The sequence below is a fragment of the [Leptolyngbya] sp. PCC 7376 genome (genome assembly GCF_000316605.1).
Classification (GTDB): domain Bacteria; phylum Cyanobacteriota; class Cyanobacteriia; order Cyanobacteriales; family MRBY01; genus MRBY01.
The window spans coordinates 2,503,045-2,528,510 of sequence record NC_019683.1; the positions used below are offsets into that span (position 1 = coordinate 2,503,045).

Annotated in this window: 19 protein-coding genes; 12 read left to right on the top strand and 7 right to left on the bottom strand. The window is 45.6% G+C overall.

All coding sequences use genetic code 11. The annotated features are described in order from the left end of the window. Genes LEPTO7376_RS11110 through LEPTO7376_RS11120 form a run of 3 tightly spaced genes read left to right on the top strand, consistent with a single transcriptional unit; the run spans nt 1 to nt 3,795 of the window. A complete protein-coding gene (locus tag LEPTO7376_RS11110) occupies nt 1-1,023 on the top strand; it encodes a DUF2325 domain-containing protein (RefSeq protein ID WP_015134271.1) in 1,023 nt (340 codons plus the stop codon). Between the two features lie 51 nt (nt 1,024-1,074). Next, entirely contained in the window at nt 1,075-2,061 is a 987-nt protein-coding gene (locus tag LEPTO7376_RS11115) for a glutathione S-transferase family protein (RefSeq protein ID WP_015134272.1), read from the top strand. Between the two features lie 36 nt (nt 2,062-2,097). Next, a complete protein-coding gene (locus LEPTO7376_RS11120; protein ID WP_015134273.1) occupies nt 2,098-3,795 on the top strand; it encodes a DUF2079 domain-containing protein in 1,698 nt (565 codons plus the stop codon). A 151-nt stretch (nt 3,796-3,946) separates the two neighbouring features. On the opposite strand, the gene LEPTO7376_RS11125 is transcribed toward LEPTO7376_RS11120, so the two are convergent. The 5 genes from LEPTO7376_RS11125 to trmD form a co-directional block, all read right to left on the bottom strand. Next, nucleotides 3,947-4,177, bottom strand: coding sequence for a DUF3134 domain-containing protein (locus tag LEPTO7376_RS11125; protein WP_015134274.1), 231 nt, complete (start codon nt 4,175-4,177; stop codon nt 3,947-3,949). A gap of 99 nt (nt 4,178-4,276) precedes the next feature. After that, a complete protein-coding gene (locus tag LEPTO7376_RS11130; RefSeq protein ID WP_015134275.1) occupies nt 4,277-5,038 on the bottom strand; it encodes an MBL fold metallo-hydrolase in 762 nt (253 codons plus the stop codon). 80 nt (nt 5,039-5,118) lie between these two features. Then, complete coding sequence (locus LEPTO7376_RS11135; protein ID WP_015134276.1) at nt 5,119-7,509, bottom strand: HD family phosphohydrolase; 2,391 nt, start codon at nt 7,507-7,509, stop codon at nt 5,119-5,121. Between the two features lie 83 nt (nt 7,510-7,592). Beyond that, nucleotides 7,593-8,411, bottom strand: a complete 819-nt coding sequence (locus tag LEPTO7376_RS11140; protein WP_015134277.1) for a hypothetical protein — start codon at nt 8,409-8,411, stop codon at nt 7,593-7,595. A gap of 27 nt (nt 8,412-8,438) precedes the next feature. Next, nucleotides 8,439-9,140, bottom strand: a complete 702-nt coding sequence (gene trmD, locus LEPTO7376_RS11145; protein WP_041765487.1) for a tRNA (guanosine(37)-N1)-methyltransferase TrmD — start codon at nt 9,138-9,140, stop codon at nt 8,439-8,441. A 246-nt stretch (nt 9,141-9,386) separates the two neighbouring features. Between trmD and LEPTO7376_RS11150 the strand changes: the two genes are divergently transcribed. After that, complete coding sequence (locus LEPTO7376_RS11150; RefSeq protein ID WP_015134279.1) at nt 9,387-10,229, top strand: cyanophycinase; 843 nt, start codon at nt 9,387-9,389, stop codon at nt 10,227-10,229. 214 nt (nt 10,230-10,443) lie between these two features. Further along, on the top strand, nt 10,444-13,149 hold the full coding sequence (gene cphA / locus LEPTO7376_RS11155) for a cyanophycin synthetase (protein WP_015134280.1): 2,706 nt from the start codon (nt 10,444-10,446) through the stop codon (nt 13,147-13,149). A 31-nt stretch (nt 13,150-13,180) separates the two neighbouring features. On the opposite strand, the gene LEPTO7376_RS11160 is transcribed toward cphA, so the two are convergent. Both LEPTO7376_RS11160 and LEPTO7376_RS11165 read right to left on the bottom strand, forming a co-directional pair. Further along, a complete protein-coding gene (locus LEPTO7376_RS11160; RefSeq protein WP_015134281.1) occupies nt 13,181-13,822 on the bottom strand; it encodes a histidine phosphatase family protein in 642 nt (213 codons plus the stop codon). Between the two features lie 33 nt (nt 13,823-13,855). Further along, nucleotides 13,856-14,224, bottom strand: coding sequence for a DUF86 domain-containing protein (locus tag LEPTO7376_RS11165; RefSeq protein ID WP_015134282.1), 369 nt, complete (start codon nt 14,222-14,224; stop codon nt 13,856-13,858). 125 nt (nt 14,225-14,349) lie between these two features. Between LEPTO7376_RS11165 and LEPTO7376_RS11170 the strand changes: the two genes are divergently transcribed. The 7 genes from LEPTO7376_RS11170 to LEPTO7376_RS11200 all read left to right on the top strand — a co-directional run bounded on the left by LEPTO7376_RS11170 (nt 14,350) and on the right by LEPTO7376_RS11200 (nt 25,451). Further along, the gene (locus tag LEPTO7376_RS11170; RefSeq protein WP_015134283.1) at nt 14,350-14,913 is read left to right on the top strand and encodes a DUF3172 domain-containing protein; all 564 of its coding nucleotides are present in this window, start codon (nt 14,350-14,352) and stop codon (nt 14,911-14,913) included. A 79-nt stretch (nt 14,914-14,992) separates the two neighbouring features. Continuing rightward, on the top strand, nt 14,993-16,867 hold the full coding sequence (glmS, locus tag LEPTO7376_RS11175) for a glutamine--fructose-6-phosphate transaminase (isomerizing) (RefSeq protein ID WP_015134284.1): 1,875 nt from the start codon (nt 14,993-14,995) through the stop codon (nt 16,865-16,867). 260 nt (nt 16,868-17,127) lie between these two features. Beyond that, a complete protein-coding gene (locus LEPTO7376_RS11180) occupies nt 17,128-20,466 on the top strand; it encodes an aminotransferase class I/II-fold pyridoxal phosphate-dependent enzyme (RefSeq protein WP_015134285.1) in 3,339 nt (1,112 codons plus the stop codon). A gap of 101 nt (nt 20,467-20,567) precedes the next feature. After that, entirely contained in the window at nt 20,568-21,371 is an 804-nt protein-coding gene (locus LEPTO7376_RS11185) for an SDR family oxidoreductase (protein WP_015134286.1), read from the top strand. A gap of 62 nt (nt 21,372-21,433) precedes the next feature. Further along, on the top strand, nt 21,434-23,218 hold the full coding sequence (locus LEPTO7376_RS11190; RefSeq protein WP_015134287.1) for a fatty acyl-AMP ligase: 1,785 nt from the start codon (nt 21,434-21,436) through the stop codon (nt 23,216-23,218). 70 nt (nt 23,219-23,288) lie between these two features. Then, nucleotides 23,289-24,512, top strand: a complete 1,224-nt coding sequence (locus LEPTO7376_RS11195; RefSeq protein ID WP_041763503.1) for a glycosyltransferase — start codon at nt 23,289-23,291, stop codon at nt 24,510-24,512. Nucleotides 24,513-24,548: 36 nt separating this feature from the next. Continuing rightward, nucleotides 24,549-25,451 (top strand): histone deacetylase, encoded by a 903-nt coding sequence (locus LEPTO7376_RS11200; RefSeq protein ID WP_015134289.1) that lies wholly within the window; start codon nt 24,549-24,551, stop codon nt 25,449-25,451. Nucleotides 25,452-25,466: the final 15 nt, after the last annotated feature.

A 25,466-nucleotide genomic window follows, 5' to 3' on the forward strand; every position in this document is an offset into this window, starting at 1 on the left:
ATGGATGTCGAACTCGAAAACTTAGAAGCATCGGTCGAAAATCTATTATTTGCGGCAAAAACAGACTTAGAAGAACGTAAATTACAACAGCAGCGAGATCAGCAATACCAAGAAATAGTGCGGCAGCGCGAAAGTAAATTACAGCCTCTCCTCAAAAAAGTGGAGGAAATGATTAGTACCTATCGGGCGGAAGGGTATCAAAATGCTGAAATGATTAGTCAGCTCCAAGAAAAAGCAGATGATATTAAAAAAGAAATAGCCGAAATACCAGAAAAAGCATCAGAAATTGTCGATAATCAACTTGTTCTCCGTGAAGAAAGACTTTTAGAAGAGAAAGCTCGCGAAAAAGTTCAAAAATGGCAAACAGATCTCCGGGATGATCTGCTGGAAATGGTCAATGAACAAAATGACTTTTTTAGTGCCACAGATGCGGCGATCGCCGTCCGGAGTTACATTGATGACCTCAAAGAATTAGGTGCATTAGACGAAGTGGTCGATGCCCTAATTGCTCAAATTAATCAACATAGTGAAGAAGGCCCTGTCGCTAGACTTCGAGGAACCCACGAACAAACCCTAAATTTCATTTACAACAAAGCCCTCGAAAACCGTTCCCGTACTGAACATCACCCCAATATTCAACCGAAATCCCGCCACCGCAAATCCGATAGCAAACCTGAACTTTATGCCAATCTCATCGGTAAAGTCCTCGTTTTTGGGGGACATGACCGTCTCCAAACCGCCGTACGGAATCGCCTCAGAAATTCCCAGGTCGAATTGCAATGGTATAGCGAGCAGGATGGGTTACAACTATCGACTCAAGGAGAAGCACAGGTTAACAACTACGATTTGATTTTGATTATCACCGGCTATGCCAGCCATTCGATGACAGAACGAGCAATGGATGCTTGCAAAAAAGCAGACAGGTCTTTTGAAATTATTAAAACGACGGGTATGACAAGAGTTTTAGAGGCTATTGAGTCAGGTCTTAAAACGCAGCAGTTGGCGCAGATGTGGAATAAATAATTTTCGTTTTTAGCAATTACGCACAGATAGCATTCATCGCAATTTTTTAGTATGGCAATCCCTCCCAAGTTTTTAATTCAGACGGCGCAATTTGTCTGGAAAACCATGTGGCAAACGATGATGTCACAACTTGCCCCCAGCGATCGCCAAGGCAATTTCCAGCGAGTGGAGAGTGAATTTCGGGGGACTATCGGCTCAGAAACATTTCCAGCAGCAAAAAATCGATATCGCTTATATGTGGGCTTAACTTGTCCTTGGGCACACCGAACGATGGTGACCCGCGTTCTCAAGGGGTTAGAAGACTGCGTTGAAATGAGTGTGGCGATCGCCGATGTGTCAGTGGGTGGATGGCGTCTGGAAAATGACCCGACCGGTTGCGGCAGTATGAAAGAACTCTATCAGTTAGGCCAGTCAGGTTATTCGGGACGGTGTTCTGTGCCAGCCTTATGGGATTGCGAGACTCAGTCCATTGTTAATAATGAAAGCTCAGAAATTATTGTGATGCTCAACGAGCAATTTAACGAGTGGGCAAAGTATTCAGACCGAGATTTATATCCAGAGTCATTACGGGAAGAAGGCGATCGCCTCAATGATTTGATTTATCGCACCGTGAATAATGGTGTGTATCGCTGCGGTTTTGCCACAAGTCAAGTCGCCTATGATCAAGCCGTTACCGAGTTATTTGAAACCCTGGATTTTCTTGACAAACGATTGGGCGATCGCCGTTATCTTTTAGGTAAAACCCTGACGCTCTGCGATGTGCGACTATTTACTACCCTAATTCGATTTGACTTGGTTTATCACGGTTTATTCAAGTGCGATCGCCACCGCATCCGCGATTATGCCAATCTTTGGGGTTACCTGCGCGATATTTACCAACAACCCGGGATCAAGGCGACCTGCCCCCTAGACACCATCAAACAAGAATATTACAGCTCCCTTTTCCCTCTGAATCCCAGTGGCATCATTCCCCTCGGCATTGACTCCGCAGACCTGATGCAACCCCACCAGCGCCAAGATCTTGCCACAACCCTCTGATAAGATTTGTAGGGTTAATTTGTGGCGATCAACTCCATGCAAACGACAGAGCAAGTCCGTCAAAATCATTCTCCTCTCCAAAAAGAAGAATGGCGGCCAATATTAATTGTCGCAGGCATTTTTTTTACGCTCTGTTTGGCGATCGCCCTAAACCGCTACTTCACATTTTATGCCTCCTATGACCAAGGTATTTTCAATCAGGTCATGTGGAATAGCGCTCATGGTAGATGGTTTGAAAGTACCCTCTCGTCTCAACTCTCAACGAATGTGGTACATGCCCAAGAGATTCCGAGCGTTAGTTACCGTCGTCTCGGGCAACATTTTACGCCAGCACTTTTGCTGTGGTTGCCCATTTATAAGCTATTCCCCCACGCCTTTATTTTGGTGGTTTTGCTCGTTACGGCGATCGCTGCGGCAGGTTTAGTTTTATACATCCTTGCCAGAGAATATCTCCCACCAGCACCAGCCCGTTGGATCACCTTTGGCTATTATGGTGCGAATGCAATCATCGGCCCTGCACTGGGAAATTTCAACGACAATTTTCAACTGCCTCTATTTGTATTCACTTTATTGTTGGCGATGGAAAAACGCTGGTGGTGGCTGTTTGCAGCGATGGGAGTTTGTATTTTAGCCATTCGCGAAGACGCAGGATTAGTCCTGTTTGGCGTTGGTTTTTATATGCTCATTAGCCGTCGATTTCCGCTAATTGGTAGTGCGGTTTGTGCAGTGAGTTTCGGTTATGTGTTAGCTGCCACAAATATTATCATGCCGTTATTTTCCGATGATATTTCCAAGCGATTTATGTTGGAGCAATTTGGCCAATTTACCGATGCTCCCGAAGCCTCTACTGTCGACATCATTTGGGCGATGCTCTCGAATCCAGGTGTCTTACTCAAAGAATTATTTACGCCCACTGACCGGACAATCAGTTATCTCGCAGGCCATTTTTTGCCCTATGCTCTCATCCCGGCGATCGCCCCGAGTAGTTGGGTGATTACTGGTGCTCCTCTTCTCAATCTTCTATTAGGAAAAGGAAATTTAGTGCTCACTTTGCATGTCCGTTATGCTTTGGCGATCGTTCCGGGAGTTTGTTACGGCACAATCCTTTGGTGGTCTGGTGAAACATTCCAAAACTTTTTTCGCCCGTCCCGTCCCAGAACAATTAAAACCATCAGCCCATTTTTTAGACGTTTTTGGTTGACCTGTATTTGCCTATCAATCTTTTTTACCGCGATTTCTAGCCCGAACCGCAGTCTCTATTTCGCCATTCCAGATTCTTTTGATCCTTGGATTTATGTTTCCCCAGCGCAGCAATGGAAACATAGCCAAAATATCCGTCAAATCATGGGTCAAATCCCCAAAGATGCGAGTGTTGCAGCCACTCGTTATATCGTGCCTCAGCTCTCTAGCCGTCGTGAAATTATCCGTGTACCAGATCTACAAATTCTGAATGACGAAAATCAGATCGACACAGTCGATTACATTGTCATTGACTTCCAGCAGCTCATCGAATATCAGCCAGCATTCGATGGTGATTGGGAAGACTTAAATAACTATCCAAAAATTATGCAAAGTTGGTTAGATGAAGATCTCTATGATCTGATGGATTTTCGTAGTGGTGTAATTTTGCTTGCGAAAACAGGATTAGAGGAGCTTAATCCTGAGGGCGATCGCCTTTGGAAAGACTATTATCAAACACAAATTTTGCCAATCATTAGTGAACCCCGAGATTAACAACAAAAGCACTCTATTCGATGCGAAACAACACCAATAAAAATCCTCCAAACCTTTTCTATCTCAAGAAAAATTCGGAGGGATTTTTTAATTCATTCTGGTGACAGACAATAACGCGTCTAGTCAAAACAAAAAGAGTGATAACAGGCAGTTAATCGTCGTCATCATCGTCATCGTCATCGTCTTCTTCAAAGCCATCGTCATCCATGAGTTCGGAGATGTCCTGCTCATCAGACATTTCATCGATTTCTTCTTTTTTCTCGCGATAAATGATGCGGTTATTTTCCTCTAACCACTCCAGCAGAGATGTCTTTTGTTCTAGATTGAGAACGGAAGCCGGTGCATAACGGGGTTCTTGTCTCAGGGAAGGGTTTTTGAACATAAAATTTGGTGAATTCTCAGATTATGACAGTCTTGGCAATTCAAACACTTGATTATATCAAATTTAGCGACCGATATTACAAAGGCTCTGATTCTTTATTTATGCTTCGCTCAGAACGGCGATCGCCTCACCCGGTTCAGGTTCAATCACACGAGTCCCAGAATTTTGTGTAGCCAGCATCTCAGCAAATTCCTGCACTGTGCCATCAGGCTTGAGAAATTTCATCAAAAAGCCATCAAAATGCACATCGCCACCAGCTGCAGTCGGCAAAATGACCTGAGGTTTCAGCCAGTCACAGACTTTGAGAGCCGTTTCTTGACCTTTAATAACTGCACCGAGCAGAGGCAACTTGAGATTAATCAGTGGTGTGACGACCACATCAATCGGCGCAAATTGTTTTAGCTCTTCAGAATGGTAGCCATGGGGCTCATAGTAAAGACTTTTCTGCGTCGTCAAATCCGTCAAAATGTAGCCATTTTCGAGAGTGGTGGGACCAACAGGGGAACCTTTTACTGCTCGAATTTCGAGGGTGTCGAGCGTAAAAACTTCGCCATGATTTAGAGAATGAATAGTCTCATAACCATATTTTTCGGCGATCGCCTGACCACCAGGAGAGCACACCACAGGCAATGATTTATCAAGTACCTTAAGCGTTTCAGGATGAGCATGATCCTCTAACCCTTGAGATAGCAAAATCAGATCAACATTATCCGGCACTTCACGATCTTGGGGGCGATCACCTTTAAAAAGCCACGGTGTATTCCCAAAAACAAGAGAACCCACAAGCCAAGGATCCAGCAAAATCCGCTTGCCAGCCATCTCAATGAGCCAACTATTACTATCCAAATAAGTCAGTTGCATACTTTCCCTTTAGTCAACCACTTTACAAAGCTTAACTGATTCTGCTTCAAGGTTGTGATAGCGGAATAGCGAATAGATTTCTATGCCTTTGACTGAGGCTCTAAAGCAGCTTTCGGATAGGCAATCCGTTGGTGATTATGCTGTTGCCAAACCCGCACAAATATTTCAGCGATATAGGACAACTCTTCTCGACGAATACCACAATCATCAAGCTGCCCATCCTGCCAACGCGCCCGGAAAATTTTATTGACCATAATAATGGCCTGTTCTGGTGTCGCGTCCTTCAGTGATCGCAGCGCTGCTTCACAACCATCTGCAAGCATCACTAAACCAGTTTCACGGGATTGGGGGATAGGGCCTACATAACGAAAATCTTGCTCATTGAGCATCTCGATCGATTTGCCTTCTGCTTGATATTGATTTTTCGCTTGATAGTAAAAATAAGAAATCAATAACTTCCCTTGGTGCTCAGGAATAAAATCCCTAATGGCTTGGGGCAAACCATATTTGCGAGCCATCACAATCCCTTCAGTGACATGTTTGCGGATAATTTCTGTGCTTTTCCAAGGATCATCAATCACATCATGCTTATTGGGCCCACCCATCTGATTTTCGATAAACCCAAGCGGATCATGCATCTTACCGATGTCATGGTACAAAGTTCCGGCGCGCACCAGCTCGACATTACAGGATAATTCTCGCGCCGCCGCTTCCGCTAAAGACGCAACAAACATTGTGTGCTGAAATGTACCAGGAGCTTCTAGGGCAAGGCGTTTTAGTAATGGGCGATTTGGGTTTGATAATTCAGCAAGACGGATTGGTGTTACAAGATCAAAAAGACGTTCAAGATACGGCGAAATCCCTAAGGCAACAACAATCCAAGCGGTGCCTGAAAAGCCATATAAGGCAGCCTCCGGGAGGAAAACATACCATAATGTTCCGGCACTAGCACTGGCAATGAGGCTTAAGGAAAAGTTGACTAAGGTTTGGGAAATCCCGACAATACCACTCATCGTCGCCTGTTCCTCCCGCGATCGCAACCTACCGCCAAGGAATGCCGCAATTAAACCACCAACAGTTCCTGTGACCAGATATTGCCATTGCAGAGTTTCGCTGCTCACAGCGACAATGCCTGACAACACACTCACCTGGGTAAAGGCGATCGCCGGACTGTAGAGACTGCTAGTAAGTAATCCCACCGCAGAAAGATTACTGTAGGGGACATCAAAAAAGACCAATAGCGGCGTACTCAGACTAATTAGAGCCAGCAACAAATGATCGCGGCAACGCATGGGACGGTGTACTTTGCGGATTACGAGCACCATCAGGACAACACTGCCACTCACCATCACGGCATAACCCACTAAGCCCCACCAGTTAATCTGACGGTTACTTAATCCAAAGCCATCAAGTAAGACAAAAGCAGACTGGTCAATCGTTTCGCCTCTATCGACAATTACATCTCCTGCACTGACAGAGACAGTAATCGGCTCAATAGCAAGGGCAGCCTGTTCTGAACGTCGTTTTGTTTCTTCTTTATCTTCAATTAGGTTAGGGCGCAAATGGGTAGACAGCACATCTACGACAAAAGGACTTGCAATCTCCTCATTATCAATCTGCACCTGAATCGTTTCCTTGAGCAGAATATCGGCAATACCCTTCGGAATCCCCTGGGTCAAAATGCGATCACTAACTTTCAGGAGCTGTGTCTGAGCATCAGCCCATTGTGTTGACGATAACCGCAATAACAAACTTTGGTGGCGGCGGAAGAGGATTTGTTCTGCTTCATTTGCAGCTTGTTCTGCTTGTTGAAAGCTTTCCCGAGCAATTTGAATGCGGGCCATTAGCTGTTGTACTTCAGCTGTTGCCCGGTCTTGATTTTGGGAATAGGTGTACAACTCCCGAAGAGGCGGCGCAATATCAATATCATTGGGCATCAGCCTACCAAGGGGAGGCACTTCCTCTTGGGTAAGCTGATCGGCGATCGCCACAAACTCTTGCCATTGCTCATCTGATAATTGCCGTAGTCCAACCTGACTGGGAATTGATAAAATTTCCAGCTCAATAAACGGAAAATCCCCAGCAATATTGCGAATACGAGTGATATCACTCAGAACATTGCGAATATCTTGTTTAATCGCACTGGTCGCATCGATATCGCGCTTTAAACTGGGAATCGATCCTGTGCGGATTTCCTGACGTTTTTCTTCTGTCGTTTTTGGGTCTTCAAATTCACCATCTATTGGTGCAACAATTTTTCTCGGGGCAATGGTATCGACTGCCAACTGGGGTTGGTTATAAAACCGCTCACCGATAATGCCAGTACAAGCCACGACTGTCAGCACGGCGATCGCCGCAGAAGAGTAAGTCGCTTGCTTACGCTGTGTCTGATTAAGCCCCGTATTTGCACGCGGCGTTTGCACTATGGTGGCATTCTGCCAGTAATGTTTAAAACTAGACCAAAAATTCATATAAAGTCTTTAAAGTGAGCTCAACCACCTAGGAGAAAGGTACAGTTAACAGACGATTTAAAACACATCTAGATGGTGGGCATTTAGGTTAAATGACGTTGGGAAATAAGCTGTAATGACGGACGAGATTTTAGACCCTGAGCATTAGCAATCACAGGAAGTTGCTCCAACTCTAACCGATTTTTTATTGGAAGTCCCGACCAACGGCTCCAGAAGGCAATAACGTCGAGTAATGAGGAGTCACAAGTTTCCCCAAAGTTATAACGATAATTAGAGTGGCGATCGCCGCACAGTGCCCCCCAGAGAACCTTTCCCCAAACTTGTACAATGGCTTGACTGTGTTGCAGTAATGTTTGGCCTTGCCGACAGTTGCCTCCACTCCAAATCATGGCGCCATACAACCGCAGTAATAACTTTGCAGCGGGAGTGAATGTCGTCGCGGTCAATTGTTTTTGATAGCCTTGCCAAGACTCTTTTCGATCATAGGCTGATTCCAAAAAAGCTGTTCCAACAAGAAACTCTGGCGATCGCCGCTCCAACAAATCACTAAATTGATCAGGGACAATGTTTTCCCGCAGACAGTCACTTAGACATTGGCCTAAATCCTGTACAATCGCCAGCTGTCCTGAAGGCAAGTTGCATCGTCCAAGGCGATCGCCCAGATAACTCGGGTCCTCATGGAAAAATAGCAATACTGGCAGTAAAGCCAAAGCATTTTCTAACGGACAAGGCTGCCAACTATGAGATGAATGAATGACTTTCTCCCAATCCCTAGCCACCAGAAACTCTTGCCAAAGCTGATCGGCGATCGCCCCTACCGTTTCCAACTCTGGCCATTGGACAATCACCTGCCGATACCCCAACCAAGCCCCAGCCAAACGATGAAATAAACTTACATCCATAAAATTATGTGCTTGATTTGAGCACCACTATTCTGACCCTTGTTCCTGACGTTGCCACTGCTCATACAGATCTGGCCGCCGCTCCTGAGTCCGTAAAAGCTGTTGTTCCCGCCGCCAATCCGCAATGTTTTTATGATTTCCTGAACGCAGCACCTCCGGCACAGACCACTCCCGAAATTCTGCGGGTCGCGTATATTGCGGATAATCTAACAGCGGCACCTGGAAACTCTCAGCCTTAAGCGACTCCTGTTTCCCCACAGTGCCAGGTAATAAACGAACAACTCCATTTATTAACGTCAAAGCGGGAATCTCACCACAGGTTAAGACAAAATCCCCTAAAGAAATTTCCCTTGTTACTAGATGTTGACGAACCCGTTCATCTACCCCCTCATAGTGGCCACAAATCACCACTAGTTGATCATAAGTCGTCAGTTCATCTAGCAACGATTGATCCATTCGTTGCCCTTGGGGAGTCACAAGGATAACTTCCCGCTTTGGTAGCACTGGTAAAGATTCCACCGCAGCAAACAATGGCTCCGGTTTTAATAACATCCCAACGCCGCCACCATAGGGCTCATCATCAACACGATGGTGCTTATCCGTTGCAAAATCTCGCGGATTAGTGAGACTCACTTTAGCAATACCTTTAGCTAATGCTTTGCCGAGTAAGCTGGAGTGGAGTGGGGACTGAAAAAAGTCAGGAAAAAGCGTAATTACATCGAACTGAATGGCCATAGGATTGAGATTTTTGTCCGCAATTTTGGGGATGAAAATTGGATATTTTTGAGATTTGAGAATGTCAAGGACTATGTAATAATTGAGTGGATTTTTGCGGGTTTGCTGTATTTCGCATCCCTTAGCATTCCTGACTGGAATAGCTATTCGCTCCCTGCAACGATGTGAGACATTATCTCATTTGACCCTCCCCAAGCCTTTGGGTCTTGTTATCATTATTTGTCCTGAAGACTAACCATAATGCCATCAGAAACCACCTTTTCTAATCAAATCTCGACGCAAAGCTCTATTCTCGTCATCGGTGGTGCTGAGGATAAGGTACATGGAAAAGAAATTTTATCGTCTTTTTTCCGCCGTTCTGGTGGGACTGATGCGGCCATTGCAATTATCCCTTCTGCTTCACGGGAACCGCTCCTCATCGGCGATCGCTACCAACGGATTTTTGAAGATATGGGTGCGAGCAAGGTTAAGGTACTCGATGTGCGTGATCGTGTCCACGCGGAAGATCGTTATTATCAAGAATTTGTGGAAGGTTGCACTGGCGTCTTTATGACAGGCGGTGATCAGCTTAGATTATGTGGCCTACTGGCAGATACTCCATTGATGGAACGCATTCGTCAGCGCGTTCATGATGGTGAAATTGCCCTTGCAGGGACGAGTGCAGGGGCAGCAGTAATGGGTCATCACATGATTGCGGGTGGCAGCAGTGGCGAGTCACCAAATCGTGGCCTAGTCGATCTTGCCATGGGCCTCGGCATTATCCCCGAAATCATTGTGGATCAGCATTTTCACAACCGAAACCGTATGGCCCGCTTGCTCAGTACGATTGCGGTACATCCTGATCGTCTAGGCATTGGTATTGATGAAGATACCTGCGCCATGTTTGAACGAGATGGATATCTTGAGGTGATCGGCCGCGGTACTGTCACTATCGTAGATGCACGGGAAATGAGTCATACTAACCAAACTAGTGCGGAGACAACCCAACCTCTGAGTTTACATGGTCTCCATTTGCATGTTCTTTGCCATGGCGATCGCTATGACATCCAGAAGCAACGACCGATGTCCGGAAGCTCCCAGTAATGTCCGGAAACCTTTAAATGATGAGGGCTATCCGACAAATAATCTGCAAACAAATTGTCATAGAATAATTAGCAACTTCGTAATCGCCCCCGAAACGTCAAATTATCGCTTCTAGATATCGACTAATTTCTAGCTAATTTGAGATGGGCGATCGCCACGACGTTCAAGCCCGAACCAGAATTGCTCTAGCCACAACCAACCTCCAACGCCGACCATGAAAATCCTTAAAACCCTAACCCTTCGAGGTCCGAATTATTGGAGCATTCGACGCCAGAAATTAATTGTGATGCGGCTCGATCTTGAAGAAATTGCGGAAACCCCATCCAATGAGATCGATGGTTTTTATGAAGCGCTGAGTGAAACCCTACCCAGCCTAGTCGAACATTACTGCTCCCCTGGTTGCCGAGGTGGCTTTTTCAGTCGCGTTCGTGAAGGCACATTCATGGGTCATATCGTCGAGCATGTTGCCCTAGAACTTCAAGAATTAGCAGGAATGCCCGTTGGCTTCGGTCGCACTCGCATGACTGGTGATGATGGTGTCTACAGCGTTGTTTTTGAATATATTTACGAGCAAGCCGGTCGTTACGCCGGTCGTGCTGCCGTTCGCCTCTGCCAATCCATTGTTGAGACAGGCCGCTACCCTCAAGAAGAATTAGAGCAAGATCTCGCAGACCTCCGAGATCTAAAAGCCAGTTCGGCCCTCGGCCCCAGCACAGAAACCATTGTTAAAGAAGCAGAAGCACGGGGAATTCCCTGGTCAATGCTTAGTGCAAGAGCAATGATCCAGTTAGGCTATGGCATTTATCAAAAGCGAATCCAAGCTACTCTCAGCAACAACTCTGGCATCCTTGCAGTTGAACTTGCCTGCGATAAAGAAGGGACAAAAAACATCTTGGCAGATGCTGGCGTCCCCGTGCCTCGCGGTGTTGTGATCCGTTACCTCGATGATCTCGAAGATGCTATTGAAGATGTTGGCAGTTACCCAGTGGTCGTTAAACCATTAGATGGCAACCATGGTCGCGGTATCACCATCAATGTCAAAACTTGGAAAGATGCCGAAGTTGCCTACGATCTAGCGAGTGAAGCCTCGAAAACTCACTCTGTTATTATTGAACGCTACTACCAAGGCAGTGATCACCGTGTCCTTGTCATTAATGGCAAATTAACAGCGGTCTCCCAAAGAATTCCAGCCCATGTTGTTGGTGATGGTCGGCGGACAGTCGAAGAATTAATTGAAGAAACAAACCGCGATCCCAACCGTGGTGATGGCCATGATAATGTTTTAACCCGAATTGTCGTTGATCAAACAGCACTCAAAGTCCTTGAAAGCCAAGATATTTCTCTGGATACAGTGTTGCGTGATCGCGAAGTCGCCTACCTTCGAGCTACAGCAAACCTCAGTACAGGCGGGATTGCCATTGATCGCACTGATGATATTCATCCTTACAATGTTTGGCTGTTTGAACGTGCAGCGAAAATTATTGGTCTGGATATTGCAGGAATCGATGTTGTCACTGAAGACATCACAAAACCACTACCAGAAACAGATGGTGTCATTGTTGAAGTTAATGCAGCGCCTGGCTTCCGGATGCATGTTGCCCCTAGTCGTGGCCTTCCCCGTAACGTAGCAGCGCCTGTGATTGACATGCTCTACCCAGATGGTGCACCTAGCCGTATACCCATCATTGCGTTGACAGGGACGAATGGTAAAACCACCACAACTCGTTTAACGGCACATATTTATCGGCAAACCGGGAAAGTTGTCGGCTATACCAGCACTGATGGCGTTTATATCGGTGATTATCTCGCACAGGGTGGTGATAATACTGGGCCTCAGAGTGCGGCAATGATTTTGCAAGATCCAACGGTAGAAGTAGCTGTCCTCGAATCTGCGCGAGGTGGCATGCTCAGAGCGGGTTTGGCATTTGATAATTGTGATATTGGTGTTGTCCTCAACGTAGCCGCCGATCACCTCGGCCTTGGCGATATCAATACGATTGAGCAAATGGCTCAGGTTAAGGGAGTTGTAGCGGAAACGGTCAGCCCTGAGGGTTATGCTGTCTTAAATGCGGATGATCCGCTTGTCGCAGCAATGGCAGAAAAGGTACGAGGGAAAGTCACTTACTTTTCGATGCAAACGGATAATCCACTAGTCCTCGAACATGTACGTCGTGGTGGTTTAGCGGCCATTTATGAAAATGGGTTTATCACTATCTGTGAAGGGGAATGGAAACTCCGGGTCGAGTCAGTAAAAAATGCTCCTGTCACAATGGGTGGTATGGCACCATTTATGATCGCAAATGCATTAGCGGCTTGTTTAGCGGCATTTGCTCAGGGGGTTGATATTGAACATATTCGCCAAGGATTACGCACCTTTAAGCCTTCTGCAGCACAAACTCCAGGTCGGATGAATCTTTTTAATCTTGGTGAATATCATGCGCTGGTGGATTATGCTCATAATCCGGCTGGTTATGAAGCTGTAGGTGCTTTCGTCAAAAATTGGGAAGGTCAACGCATTGGTGTGGTGGGTGGACCTGGCGATCGCCGCGATGAAGATTTAATCTTGCTTGGTAAGATTGCTGCTGATGTTTTCGACAAAATTATCGTTAAAGAAGACGATGATAAGCGAGGACGGAAAAGTGGTGAAGTTGCCGATTTAATTATTGAAGGCATTCGTCAACACAATCCAGACTGTCACCATGAAATAATCCTCGACGAAAGGCAGGCGCTCAATGGAGCTCTCGATAATGCACCAAAGGATTCCCTTGTCGTGATTTTCCCTGAAACTGTTAATCGGACGATCGCCATGATTCAAGAACGAAACCCGAAAGAAGACGATGCCATTGCCACCGAAACGAATGGTCATCACTCAAATAGTGAGGTTGCAGAAATCGTTAGCTCCACGCCAATACTCAACTAGATAAGAATCAGTGCGGTGCTTTTAAAACGTCCTAGCATTCGTCACATGGGGCAACTTTTACTCCTGGGTCACTGAGATGGGTTTGATCATTTGCAAGGGTACAGTCCCAATGCTTGCCCGTCTGAGTGAATTCTGAAATGGCACAGACATCAAAACTAAACTCGGGTTCTTTTCCTAATAGGGCGATCGCACAACCAATTAACGGCTCTTTGTGACCAACAACCAACAGATTGCCTGCATAGTTTGTCAATAAAAATTGCATGGTTTTGGCTGATCGCTGCAACATTGGCGATCGCCTCTCTGGATATTGCGGCACAACAAAACTTTTATAATTTCGCTCAATTAACTCATCTGCATATTGCAACGGCTCAGACGTTAATTTCGGTTTTCCCGGCATCCAATCTTGATTCAGCCATTCCCCTAAACCAGTTTCAACTTTTAAGGATAATTGATAGGCGATCGCCACAGCCATAGCCGTCTCCAACGTCCGACGATAGGGTGACACAAAAATATGCCCAACAACCTCACTCTTTAACCGCTGCGCTAACTCCCGAGCCTGTAATGTCCCAGCAGGACATAACGGTGAATCATAGGGAAATTGAGCAGAAACAAACCATTTCGGTTGAATAAAATCTAGACGATTACCATGCCGCACCAACCAAACCTTGCGCACAATCGCTCACCAATCCCACAAAAACCAAGCATCTTAATTAACTTCAAGCTTTGTCGTTGCAAACCCTTTATCAGGCAAAATCACTTCTAAAGTACGAGACCAACGAGGCAAATCATTGTGAACCAGATCCCAAACAAATGCGATATTCACCACCGCATATTCCTCACTCATCGTCCGTGCAATCTGCTCTAACTCGTACCAAGGTAACTGGGGGATTTCTTCCTGGAGCTCACGGGGGACATTCCGCGACGCAATACCCATAATTTCCAAACGTCGAATCACTGCATCCTGCACAATAATATTTCCGAGGAAATCGCTCCAAGACATCTCTGAAATATAATTAATTGCCAATCGTGCCGAAATCAAAATATCAAGCAAAGTTAGAGTATGCCGATCCGCCATGAAAAACCTCGAAAGAACCTCCGTTGAGGAATCTAAATCGCTATATTGAGTACAGTGATCATTTAGAAATTTACTAGAGTTTGCAGAGGCTTTAGAGCCATTATTCCTTAAAATTTTAAGTCCTAATGAAACGTAAACCCCGCTCTCGCTACGATCGCCCGAATTATGACCGACGGCAACAATATCCGGAGCAGAACTCAGTAAAAAAGCCGCTATTCAACTTTAATTATGCAACCCTTGCCCTATTTGGGGGAATTTTTGTCTTAGGGGTTACAACAGGCATTGGCTTCAGTTCCAGTACCAATTCTAACCCGGCACGTATTGATTCCCGCCTCGAGATTGATCGCCAAGCTCCTGACGCTGAATTGTGTCAGCAATTTGGTGCTAGTGCGATTGTGACAAATATGCAGGTGTATGTCACGCTCAATCCCTTTAATGTTTTCGTAACGCAGCCCCAGATGCAGCCCGGCTGTGTGATCCGACAAAATAATTGGGCCATCCTTGAAAAACAAAACCTCATCACATCGGAACAGGTTAATGATTGTAAGCGTCGGATGAATACGTTTGGTTATACAGGCAGTTTACAAGGTTCTCCGAAAATTAACTGTATTTATCAGAATGATGCGGCTGGTAATCTTTTCCTCAACCAATCGGGTAACGGTATTGTGCCGGAATCAGATAGTTTTTAAGTTTTGGATGAACGGAAGCCTTGGGAAAGGATACTAGGATAGGTTTAGTCATTTTTTGTGTGTTGAGAGGAGTATCACGATGTGTGGCATCGTCGGCTATTTAGGAACGCAAGCGGCAACGGATATTCTAGTCGGTGGACTAGAGCGTCTGGAGTATCGCGGTTATGATTCGGCAGGGATCGCCACAATTTGGGATGATCAAGTTCATTCGGTACGGGCAAAAGGCAAGCTTTATCATCTACGGGAACAGTTAGAAAACCAACAAACGCCATCGCAGATTGGTATTGGGCACACGCGCTGGGCAACCCATGGAAAGCCTGAAGTACACAATGCCCACCCTCATTTGGACATGTCGCAACGAGTCGCGGTTGTTCAAAACGGCATCGTCGAGAATTATCGAGAATTACGACTGGAATTGCAGGAAAAAGGGTATAACTTCCTATCGGAGACAGATACAGAGGTTATTCCTCACCTTATTTCTGATTTATTGAAAGAGACAGTTGGTAGTGATGAGCCATTTTTGGACGCGGTACAGAAGGCGATCGCCCGTTTAGAGGGAGCCTTTGCCATTGGTGTTATCTGCGCAGACTATCCAGATGAGTTGATTGTGGCACGGCAGCAGGCTCCTTTAACTCTAGGGTTTGGACAAGGTGAATTTTTCTGTGCATCGGATATTACAGCTCTGATTCCACACACAAGCGCAATCTTGACCCTCGAAAATGGCGAGATGGCACGGATGACGCCCCTCGGAATGGAGATTTATAGCTTTGCGGGCGAGCGTCTTAAGAAAACGCCTCGCACCCTCGACTGGAATCCTGTTGCAGTTGAAAAGCAGGGTTTTCGGCACTATATGCTCAAGGAAATTTATGAGCAGCCTGCCGTTGTCCGTACCAATATTGAGGCCTATCTCAATCTAGACGCAGAACATCCGATCAATCTCTCGATTAACCCACCAGAATTTCTCGATAATATTGACCATATCCAAATCGTATCCTGTGGAACCAGTTGGCATGCCAGCCTCGTTGGGAAATATCTTTTAGAGCAATTGGCGGGTATTCCCACGTTTGTGTACTATGCATCAGAATTTCGCTATTCTCCCTCACCAATAATGCCCAACACTCTCACCATCGGAGTGACCCAATCTGGTGAAACAGCAGATACGATCGCTGCCCTCGAAATGGAGAAAGAACGGAGATCGCATCGAACCGATGCAAAATTCAAACCACGCTTACTCGGCATCACCAATCGTTCCGAAAGTACGATTACCCAGATCGTTGATCAGGTGATGTTCACCCATGCAGGAATTGAAATTGGGGTTGCGGCAACGAAAACTTTCGAAGCGCAGTTAATGAGTTTCTATTTTCTGGCGATGGAACTGGCGGCCAGACGAAAAGCCCTTTCCTCCGTCGAAATTAGCGCTCTCATTGATGAATTAAAACAAGTGCCAGCACAGATTGAATCCATCATTGAGGAGCAAGAAAAAGATATTGAAGAGCTGGCTCATGCCTTTGTCGATACTAATGATTTTATTTTCATCGGGCGAGGTATAAATTTTCCTATTGCTCTTGAGGGTGCACTGAAATTAAAGGAAATTAGTTATATCCACGCCGAGGGTTATCCTGCAGGTGAGATGAAACATGGCCCCATCGCATTGCTGGATACAAAAGTACCTGTGGTGGCGATCGCCATGCCGGGAGAGATCTATGAAAAAGTGATTTCCAACGCCCAGGAAGCAAAAGCCCGTGATGCCCTATTAATCGGTGTAACAGCGAGTAATGATCAAGAGGCAGGACACACCTTTGATAAAGTATTGCCTGTTGCACCAGTTAAGGAAATACTATCGCCGTTGTTAGCGGTGATTCCCCTCCAGTTGCTGTCGTATCACATTGCAGCCCATCGTGGCCTAGATGTGGATCAACCTCGTAATTTGGCAAAGTCTGTCACGGTAGAGTAATTCAGGCTTGTGGCGATCGTCCCTCTGAAGTCGAGTGTGTATAACACAAGCTTGAGGGAGTAGTATATACTGCTTGCAAAAACTTTATAAAAAATAGGGGTGGGCTTAGAATAACTGGACAACTGGTCAAACAAACAATTTCCTAAGCTCACATCCTTATATGAAAACGCCCAAAAACTAAGTTATCTCTACTGCCGATAGTCTGAGGAAATTTAGTATGAATCACTTCCAGTAACCGACACCCTTAAATTGATTGCTTTATGGTAACCCTGCCAAATCCCCCCCGAATCCATGCATCCCTTTTAGAAATTCTGGGTCATCGAGCGCAAAATCAGCCCGATCAGCAGGCCTATATTTTTCTGCAAGATGGGGAAACGGAGTCGGACAGTCTGACTTACAGTGAGCTAGACCAGCAAGCACGGGCGATCGCCGCCCACCTCAAACCTTGGCAGGGGGAACAAGCATTACTTCTTTATTCTTCTGGATTGGATTTTATTAAAGCCTTTTTCGGTTGTCTCTATGCAAAAGTTGTCGCGGTTCCGGTTTATCGACCCAGACGCAATCAGAAATTATCAAGACTACTGGCGATCGCCAACAACTCCCAGGCAAAGATCGCTCTAACCACCACCACAATTCTGACCGAGATCGAACAACGTTGGGAAGAAAACACTGAGCTTTCCCAATTGCAGATCATTGCCACAAATACGATCGACGATAATCCAGACAACTTTGCCCCCATACCGATTGAGTCCGAAGACTTAGCATTTCTGCAATATACATCCGGCTCTACAGGGACACCAAAAGGGGTAATGGTGACCCATGGCAATATCATTCATAACCAACGGTTAATCCACCAAGCCTTTGGCCATAGCGAAAATAGCGTTGGTGTTGGTTGGTTACCCCTCTTCCATGACATGGGATTAATCGGTCATGTTCTGCAACCACTTTATGTCGGCTTCCCCAGTGTATTGATGCCTCCCCTTGCCTTTTTGGCAAACCCTTTACGTTGGTTAAAGGCGATCTCCAAATACAAAGCAACAACCAGCGGTGGCCCAAACTTTGCCTATGATCTGTGTATTAACCGTATTTCTGATGAACAGCTTGCAAGCTTAGATCTATCCAGTTGGGATTTAGCCTATAGTGGCGCAGAACCAGTACGGGCGGAAACCCTAGAGAAATTTAGCCAGAAGTTCAGTGCTAGCAAGTTTAACCACAGCTCGTTTTATCCCTGCTATGGCATGGCAGAAACTACACTATTTGTCACTGGTGGCAAAAAACACCAAAGCCCTATTGTCAAAACAGTACAGCCAGAAAATCTTGTACTAAATGAATCGGCTCAAACAGCATCCCTTGCCCCATCCGAAAATATTTTTGTCGGTTGTGGTCGTCCTTATATGGATACGACAGTGGCGATCGTTGACCCGAATACCTTTACCTGTTGTCTAGATGGACAGGTCGGTGAAATTTGGGTAAGTGGTGGCAGCATTGCAGCAGGCTATTGGAACGCCCCATCAGCCACAGAAGAAACGTTCCAGGCGACTCTCGAAGAAAAAGATCATGCTTCATTTCTACGAACGGGCGATCTTGGTTTCTTTAGTCGAGGCGAGTTGTTTGTCACCGGACGTCTAAAGGATTTAATTATTATCCGCGGCAAAAATCATTATCCCCATGACATCGAATTAACAGTTCAAAAATCTCACCTGGCTTTGCGGGAAAACTGTGGCGCCGCGTTTTCCATTGACCAGAATGGGCAAGAAAGGTTGGTGATCGTACAGGAGGTTAAACGAACCTATCTGCGGGATCTGGATGTTAATGAAGTGGTGGGTGTTATCCGTAAAGCTGTTTCAGAAAGCCATGAACTGCAAGCTTATGGGGTGATTTTAATTAAAACAGGTAGTATTGCAAAAACCTCTAGTGGCAAAATCCAGCGCCATGCCTGTCGTGAGGCATTTTTAAATAATGAATTAATTGTTGTGGGGCAAAACATTTTGGGAGAAACTGGTCTCGGTGCAACAGATCCAGCAACATCAAAAGCTGCGGAAATTTCAACATTATTGACAAAGCTCTGTGAACAAATTTCGCAGGAGTTAGGGTTAGCTGCTAATACGATTCGCCCAGATCAGCAGATTGGAAGCCTCGGTTTGGACTCAATCCAAGTGATCGCCATTAAAGGTTATGTCGAAGATAATTTTGATTTAACTGTGCCAATGGAGCAATTTTTTGAAGATATTACGGTGGCGCAGTTGGCCGAAAATATTGTCGCGGAGGCGAATAAGGCCACGGATGCATGGTCCTATGAATTAGTGTCTGGTGAAAGTGCAGAGCACACTTCAGAGAATGGCAAGGTAGCATCGAATAATGGCACGGGTGACATTGATTTAGATTCTCGTCTCAGACTGGCCTTCCAAAAGGATAATGACGTTCTGCAAAAAGCACGGGACTTCGCATTACCGGATCAGCTACGAGCTCAGGGTTTATTGCCTTATTTCCGTGAGCTAGAACGAAATGAAGGTGCCACTTGTATTTTTGACGGGCGATCGCTAGTCATGTTGGGGTCAAATAATTATCTTGGCCTCACAGCAGATATGCGAGTGCGGGGTGCAGCGGCAAAAGCGGCTCTTGTTGATGGGCCAAGCTTAACGGGTTCACGCTTATTAAATGGTTCTACTAGCCAACACCGCGAATTAGAGAAAAAACTCGCCAAATTTGTCGGTCATGAAGATGCATTAGTCTTTACGACAGGTTATCAAGCAAACCTCGGGTTTATCTCAGCATTGATGAATGAAAATACGACGATCATTCTCGATAGCGAAGCCCATGCATGTATTTACGACGGTGCATTTATGAGTCGCTGTAAGGTAATGACCTATCAGCATAATGATTTGGCAGATCTCGAAAAGAAATTACAGCAGGTTGCTGGCAAGTCTGCAACGATGGTGACGGTTGATGGTGTGTATTCGATGACTGGTGATATTGCACCGCTACCTGAATTGCGTGCATTGTGTGATCGTTATGGTGCAACGCTGGCGGTAGATGATGCCCATTCCCTCGGTGTCCTGGGTAAAACAGGTCGAGGTACAGAAGAGTATTTCGACATGATCGGCAGTAGTGACATTCTCTGCGGTACATTCTCGAAAAGTTTGGCATCAATTGGTGGCTGGGTTGCAGCTGAGGCCAAAGTAATTGATTGGATTCGCTTTAACGGTCGTTCAATGTTGTTCTCGGCATCTATTCCACCAACTTCTCTAGCTGCGGCTTCTACTTCCCTCGATATTTTGATTGAAGAGCCTTGGCGTGTCGAAACTCTCCATAAGAATGCAAAGTATTGGAAAGATAGTCTGGAAAAGCTTGGGTTCACGGTTGGTGAATCTCAAACGCCTGTGATTAAGGTGCTTGTAGGTGATGACCTGAAATGTATGGTCTTCTGTAAGGAATTGTTGGAGGCTGGAGTTTATGTGAACTCGGCGGTTTATCCTGCGGTTCCCCGAAATCAGGCTTCTCTGCGGACTAGTGTTATGGCAACTCACACGAAGGAGCATCTTGATAAGGCATTGACGATCATTGCTGAGGTTGGTCGCAAGTTAGAGATTATTTCCTAGCCGAAAGTTTTGATCCCTCCGGCTTCGCCACCTCCCTTTGAAAGGGAAATAAATGGGGGCATAGAGCCACATTATTTTTTGTCAGTGAGAATTTTGTATATATGCAGCACGCCATTATTACGGGTGGGTCGAGTGGGATTGGTAAGGCGATCGCCACTCTCCTGCTCCAACAGGGGTATAGTTTGTCGCTGATTGCCCGCCGCCCAGAACTTTTAGAGGGTGCAAAAATTGATTTAGAGAAAGAGTGTATTAACTCTGAGCAAAAGATTCTTTGTTTTCCAGCAGACGTTTCTGAGAAGACACAAATTACATCGGTAGTGGAAGAGGCGATCGCCAAGCTTGGTGTGCCTGATTTATTGATTACTTCAGCAGGAGTGGCGCAGCCTGGTTATTTTGAGGAAATGCCCTTAGAGATTTTTGAGCAGGCCATTAACGTGAATTATTTGGGGACGTTGTATGCGATTAAAGCGGCAATTCCCGCCATGAAACAACGGCAGAAAGGTCGCATTGTGATTATTTCGTCTGGGGCAGCTTTGATTGGTTTATATGGTTATACCGCCTATGGCCCCTCCAAATTCGCGTTGCGAGGTTTGGCGGAATCACTGCGGGGAGAATTGAAATGTTTTGGGATTGGGGTTTCTATTGTCTATCCACCCGACACCGATACGCCTCAACTTGCCGCTGAAAATGAGACGAAGCCCGAGGAAACCAAACAAATTACGGGGACGGCTGAAATGTGGCAGCCGGATAAGCTTGCCGCTGTTATTTTGCAAGGCGTTGAAAAGCAACAATTTACGATCGCACCGGGTTTAGAACTGACGCTACTCAATCGCCTCCATAGTTTGCTCGCGCCTGTGCTGAACTGGTATTTTGACGGTATTGTCCGTAAGGTTCGGGGCAATTAAGTTTGTAACTATTCTGGCGATCGCCGCCCAAATTATTCTTCGTTTCTAGTTGTAATTAACCGATGAAAACCTATTCCACCATTGTTGATGTTCTCCGCGATCGCGCTGCTACTACTCCAGATCGGTTAGCTTATTCTTTCGTTTCTGAGACGCCGACCAATGTCACCAGCCTCACCTACCAACAACTAGAAACCAAAGTTAAGGCGATCGCCGCCCATCTCCAAACAAAAATTCAGAAGGGCGATCGGATTTTATTGCTCTTTCCCTACAGTGATGGCTTGGAATTCGTAGCGAGTTTTTATGCCTGTTCCTATGCGGGTGCGGTAGCCGTCACAATCAATCCTAGTAAGAACGCCGATGCTCTCGATAAGTTATTAGAGAGGATCGAAGATTCCCAGGCGAAGGCAGTTGTCACAACTTCGGAAGTCATTAATTATTTCAAGGGTAAACTTGCCAAGAATCCTTTGAAAAGTGTGGGCGTTGCGACTAAATTCAGCCATCTTGAGTTGGTGGAAATGGATAAGATTCCCCTTGATGAAGCCACCAATTGGCAGGATCCTGAAGTGACAGCTGATGACCTCGCCTTTTTCCAGTACACCTCGGGTTCAACGGGTAAGCCTAAGGGTGTCATGATCACTCAGGGTAATCTCCTCAATAATTCTGAAACCATCCGTAATGCCTTTGAGTACAACACCGAAAGCATTATGGGCACTTGGTTGCCGGTGTTCCATGATATGGGTTTAATTGGTGGAATTATTCAGCCGTTGTACACGGGTTTTCCGTCGATCATGATGTCGCCAGTAGAGTTAATTCAGCGGCCTCGTTTATGGCTAGAAACTATTTCCCATTACAAAATCACCACCAGTGGCGCTCCGAATTTTGCCTATGATCTGGTGGCGCGACAGGTTGATCCGACCCAACTCGAAAATTTAGATCTGAGTTCTTGGCGATTGGCATTTTCTGGTGCAGAGACAGTGCGAGCTGCAACCCTTAAAAAATTCACCGAGGTATTTGCTCCCTTTGGATTTAAGCCAGAATATTTCTATCCTTGTTATGGCATGGCTGAGGCGACGTTATTTATCACAGGTGGCCAGGCGACAAAAGTGCCCAACATTCAATATCTTGACCCAGAGGCCTTACAAGAAAATCGGGCTGTTCCTAGCGCCGAAAGTGAGTTAGGCATCGTGAGTTGTGGTCAACCTTGGCTAGATGATCAGGTGGCGATCGTCAATCCTGAAACCAAAACAGAGCTAGAAGATGGCAAGGTTGGCGAAATTTGGGCTTGTGGCGGCGGCATTGGTCAGGGTTATTGGCGAAGACCCGAAGAAACAGCAGAAACCTTTAAGCAATATTTGGGCGATCGCGGGCCATTTTTGCGAACAGGGGATTTAGGCTTTGTGAAAGATGGCGAGGTATACATCACGGGTCGCATGAAGGAAGTCATGATCCTATGGGGCCGTTATCGTTATCCCCAAAACATTGAAGCCACCGTCGAAAAATGTCACCCAGCATTGCGACCATCTTTGGGGGCGGCGTTTTCCATTGAGGCCGAAAATGATGAACGTTTAGTTGTGGTTCATGAAGTTGAGCGGAGCCATATCCGTAAACTCAATGTGGAAGAAGTTGTCAGCGCGATTCGTAAGGCAATTTATGAAGAACATTCCGTCGAAGTTTATGGCATCGTTCTTATTAGAACCGCCACGATTCCGAAGACCAGTAGCGGTAAAATTCAGCGTCGCAAATGTCGTCAACTTTATCTCGATGGTGAAGGTCTAAATGTTGTGGGTGAATGGAAATTAGAGGTTTCTGAAAGCAAAGGTATTACCGAATTAGCTGGTAGTCTCTAGGTTTTGCAATGTGTGTGAGGGTGGTTCGCGAACAACCTCTACCAGTTTTAATACCCTGACGAAAGACAAAATGAAAGTTGTTATTATTTCGGCCACGTTTTTGCCGTCCCATGATGGGGTTAGCATTACGCTTTACGAACGAATTAAGCAGTTATCGGTTGCGGGTCATGAAGCACTTTGTTTTGTGTCTAGCTATCAAGAAATAGCGTCAATTTATCCCAAGTGGTCAGATTATATTGGTGATCTTTTTCCCAATATCAAAATTATTTCTTTAGCGAGTGAGGAATGGATGGATGTGCCCCAAGAACGTAATCCTAAGCGCTCTACGCTGAAGATGATGGAGGAGGCGATCGCCCAATTCAAACCAGACGTAATCGAAATTGAAGAGCCAGAACGGTTATGGACAACGCTCTTTAGTTTACCGGGACTAAAATATGCGCAACAAAATAATATTCCCTATATCGGTTGCTATCGAACGAATTTTATTGATTACATCCCCGATTATGTACCGGGATTTTTGGTTGGAATTGCCAAGACAGCGGCTTTGTTTTTGACGAAATGGCTCTATAACCAATGTTCCATAACCCTTGTAGGTAGCCGTTTTATTGAACAAAAATTACAGGCTTGGGGCATTAATAATGTTGACTATGCCAAGGTCATTGGGCCACCAGTCATTAAAAATCCAGAGCTATTAAAACAAGCAGATTTTTTTGCCCAAAACTACAATCTTCCTGATGTTGATCAAAATATCAAAATCTTATTTTTAGGCCGCCTTTCTCCCGATAAGAATTGGGATTTTACGCTGCAACATCTGGCTAAGCTAAAACAACAAAATATAACTCAGAAATTCACGATTTTAGTTGCGGGTCGTGGGGAACTCGATGAGGCGATCGCCACCCATCCTTTCATGAAAGAACTCCCAACCAAAATTTTAGGAGAAGTTGCCCATGACCAAGTACCCAATTTGCTAGCCAATGTGGATTTCCATGTGACTGCATCTCTTAAGGAAACCTTTGGTCGGACAGTGCAAGAGTCCCTTTATGTAGGAACCCCAATTCTGGCACCGGATTGCGATTGGACTAGAAATCTCATCGAGCCTAACCAAAATGGGATTTTGTTTGATCCGAATAGTGGTGAGGACTTTATTCAGAAATTAGCCAGTTTGATTGAGAATGAGGGCGATCGCCAACAATTACGCAAAAACATCTTGGCAAATCATTCCGAGAAAAATGACCCTAGTTATATTTGGATTGAATATTTACAGCGGCAGATTGACCAAGCCCAAACCCAGTAAAATCGCTACACTGTCTCAAGTTGCTTGAGCTCTACCATGGGTTTTCCCGTCATTTATCACCCAAATTACGTTACGCCAATCCCTGAAGAACATCGCTTTCCGATGCCGAAATTTAAGCGGCTGTATGAGATGCTGCTGCGGGATGACGTGATTCGATCAGAGCAAGTTTATGAGCCGGAATTTCCTGAGATGGATTGGCTTGAGCTGGTTCACGACCGAAATTATATTGATGCCTATCGCAATGGGACCCTCGATAAAAAAGCCCAGCGACGCATCGGTTTGCCTTGGAGCAAAGGCGTTGTGACCCGAACGCTGACAGCAATTGGTGGTACCGTTACAACCGCAAAATTAGCCCTTGAACATGGGTTAGCTTGCAACACTGCCGGGGGAACTCACCATGCTTTTCCCACCTATGGCTCTGGATTTTGCATTCTCAATGATTTGGCGATCGCCGCGAAAACAGTCCGACATTTAGGTCTGGCAAAAAAGATTTTAATTATCGATCTCGATGTTCATCAAGGGGATGGCACAGCATTTATTTTTCAAGATGAACCGGATGTTTATACCTTTTCGATGCACTGCGAGATTAACTTTCCCAGCAAAAAACAAAACAGTAATTTCGATATTCCGTTGCCTGCTGGTTTAGATGATGATGGTTATCTGCAAATCCTCGCCAATCACCTTGATGATCTCCTCTCCGCAGTGAAACCCGATTTAGTTTTTTTTGATGCGGGAGTGGATACCCATGTAGGCGATCGCCTCGGTAAATTAGCGATGACTGACCGAGGAATTTATCGTCGAGAAAGAATGGTGCTCAGTGCTTGCCATGCAGCGGGATATCCAGTGGCTTGTGTCATTGGCGGGGGGTATTCAAAAAATATTGATGATTTGGTTTATCGTCATTCTCTTTTGCACCGCGCCGCCAACGATATTTTTTAACCCAAACTAAAATTG

What these genes read in the sequence shown, in the direction of transcription:
- LEPTO7376_RS11190 (WP_015134287.1), top strand. Translation starts at nt 21,434, where the DNA reads ATGAAAACCTATTCCACCATTGTTGATGTTCTCCGCGATCGCGCTGCT.
- LEPTO7376_RS11170 (WP_015134283.1), top strand. Translation starts at nt 14,350, where the DNA reads ATGAAACGTAAACCCCGCTCTCGCTACGATCGCCCGAATTATGACCGA.
- LEPTO7376_RS11125 (WP_015134274.1), bottom strand. Translation starts at nt 4,177, where the DNA reads ATGTTCAAAAACCCTTCCCTGAGACAAGAACCCCGTTATGCACCGGCT.
- LEPTO7376_RS11130 (WP_015134275.1), bottom strand. Translation starts at nt 5,038, where the DNA reads ATGCAACTGACTTATTTGGATAGTAATAGTTGGCTCATTGAGATGGCT.
- LEPTO7376_RS11185 (WP_015134286.1), top strand. Translation starts at nt 20,568, where the DNA reads ATGCAGCACGCCATTATTACGGGTGGGTCGAGTGGGATTGGTAAGGCG.
- LEPTO7376_RS11150 (WP_015134279.1), top strand. Translation starts at nt 9,387, where the DNA reads ATGCCATCAGAAACCACCTTTTCTAATCAAATCTCGACGCAAAGCTCT.
- LEPTO7376_RS11180 (WP_015134285.1), top strand. Translation starts at nt 17,128, where the DNA reads ATGGTAACCCTGCCAAATCCCCCCCGAATCCATGCATCCCTTTTAGAA.
- LEPTO7376_RS11110 (WP_015134271.1), top strand. Translation starts at nt 1, where the DNA reads ATGGATGTCGAACTCGAAAACTTAGAAGCATCGGTCGAAAATCTATTA.
- LEPTO7376_RS11115 (WP_015134272.1), top strand. Translation starts at nt 1,075, where the DNA reads ATGGCAATCCCTCCCAAGTTTTTAATTCAGACGGCGCAATTTGTCTGG.
- glmS (WP_015134284.1), top strand. Translation starts at nt 14,993, where the DNA reads ATGTGTGGCATCGTCGGCTATTTAGGAACGCAAGCGGCAACGGATATT.
- LEPTO7376_RS11165 (WP_015134282.1), bottom strand. Translation starts at nt 14,224, where the DNA reads ATGGCGGATCGGCATACTCTAACTTTGCTTGATATTTTGATTTCGGCA.
- LEPTO7376_RS11135 (WP_015134276.1), bottom strand. Translation starts at nt 7,509, where the DNA reads ATGAATTTTTGGTCTAGTTTTAAACATTACTGGCAGAATGCCACCATA.
- LEPTO7376_RS11195 (WP_041763503.1), top strand. Translation starts at nt 23,289, where the DNA reads ATGAAAGTTGTTATTATTTCGGCCACGTTTTTGCCGTCCCATGATGGG.
- cphA (WP_015134280.1), top strand. Translation starts at nt 10,444, where the DNA reads ATGAAAATCCTTAAAACCCTAACCCTTCGAGGTCCGAATTATTGGAGC.
- LEPTO7376_RS11120 (WP_015134273.1), top strand. Translation starts at nt 2,098, where the DNA reads ATGCAAACGACAGAGCAAGTCCGTCAAAATCATTCTCCTCTCCAAAAA.
- LEPTO7376_RS11200 (WP_015134289.1), top strand. Translation starts at nt 24,549, where the DNA reads ATGGGTTTTCCCGTCATTTATCACCCAAATTACGTTACGCCAATCCCT.
- LEPTO7376_RS11140 (WP_015134277.1), bottom strand. Translation starts at nt 8,411, where the DNA reads ATGGATGTAAGTTTATTTCATCGTTTGGCTGGGGCTTGGTTGGGGTAT.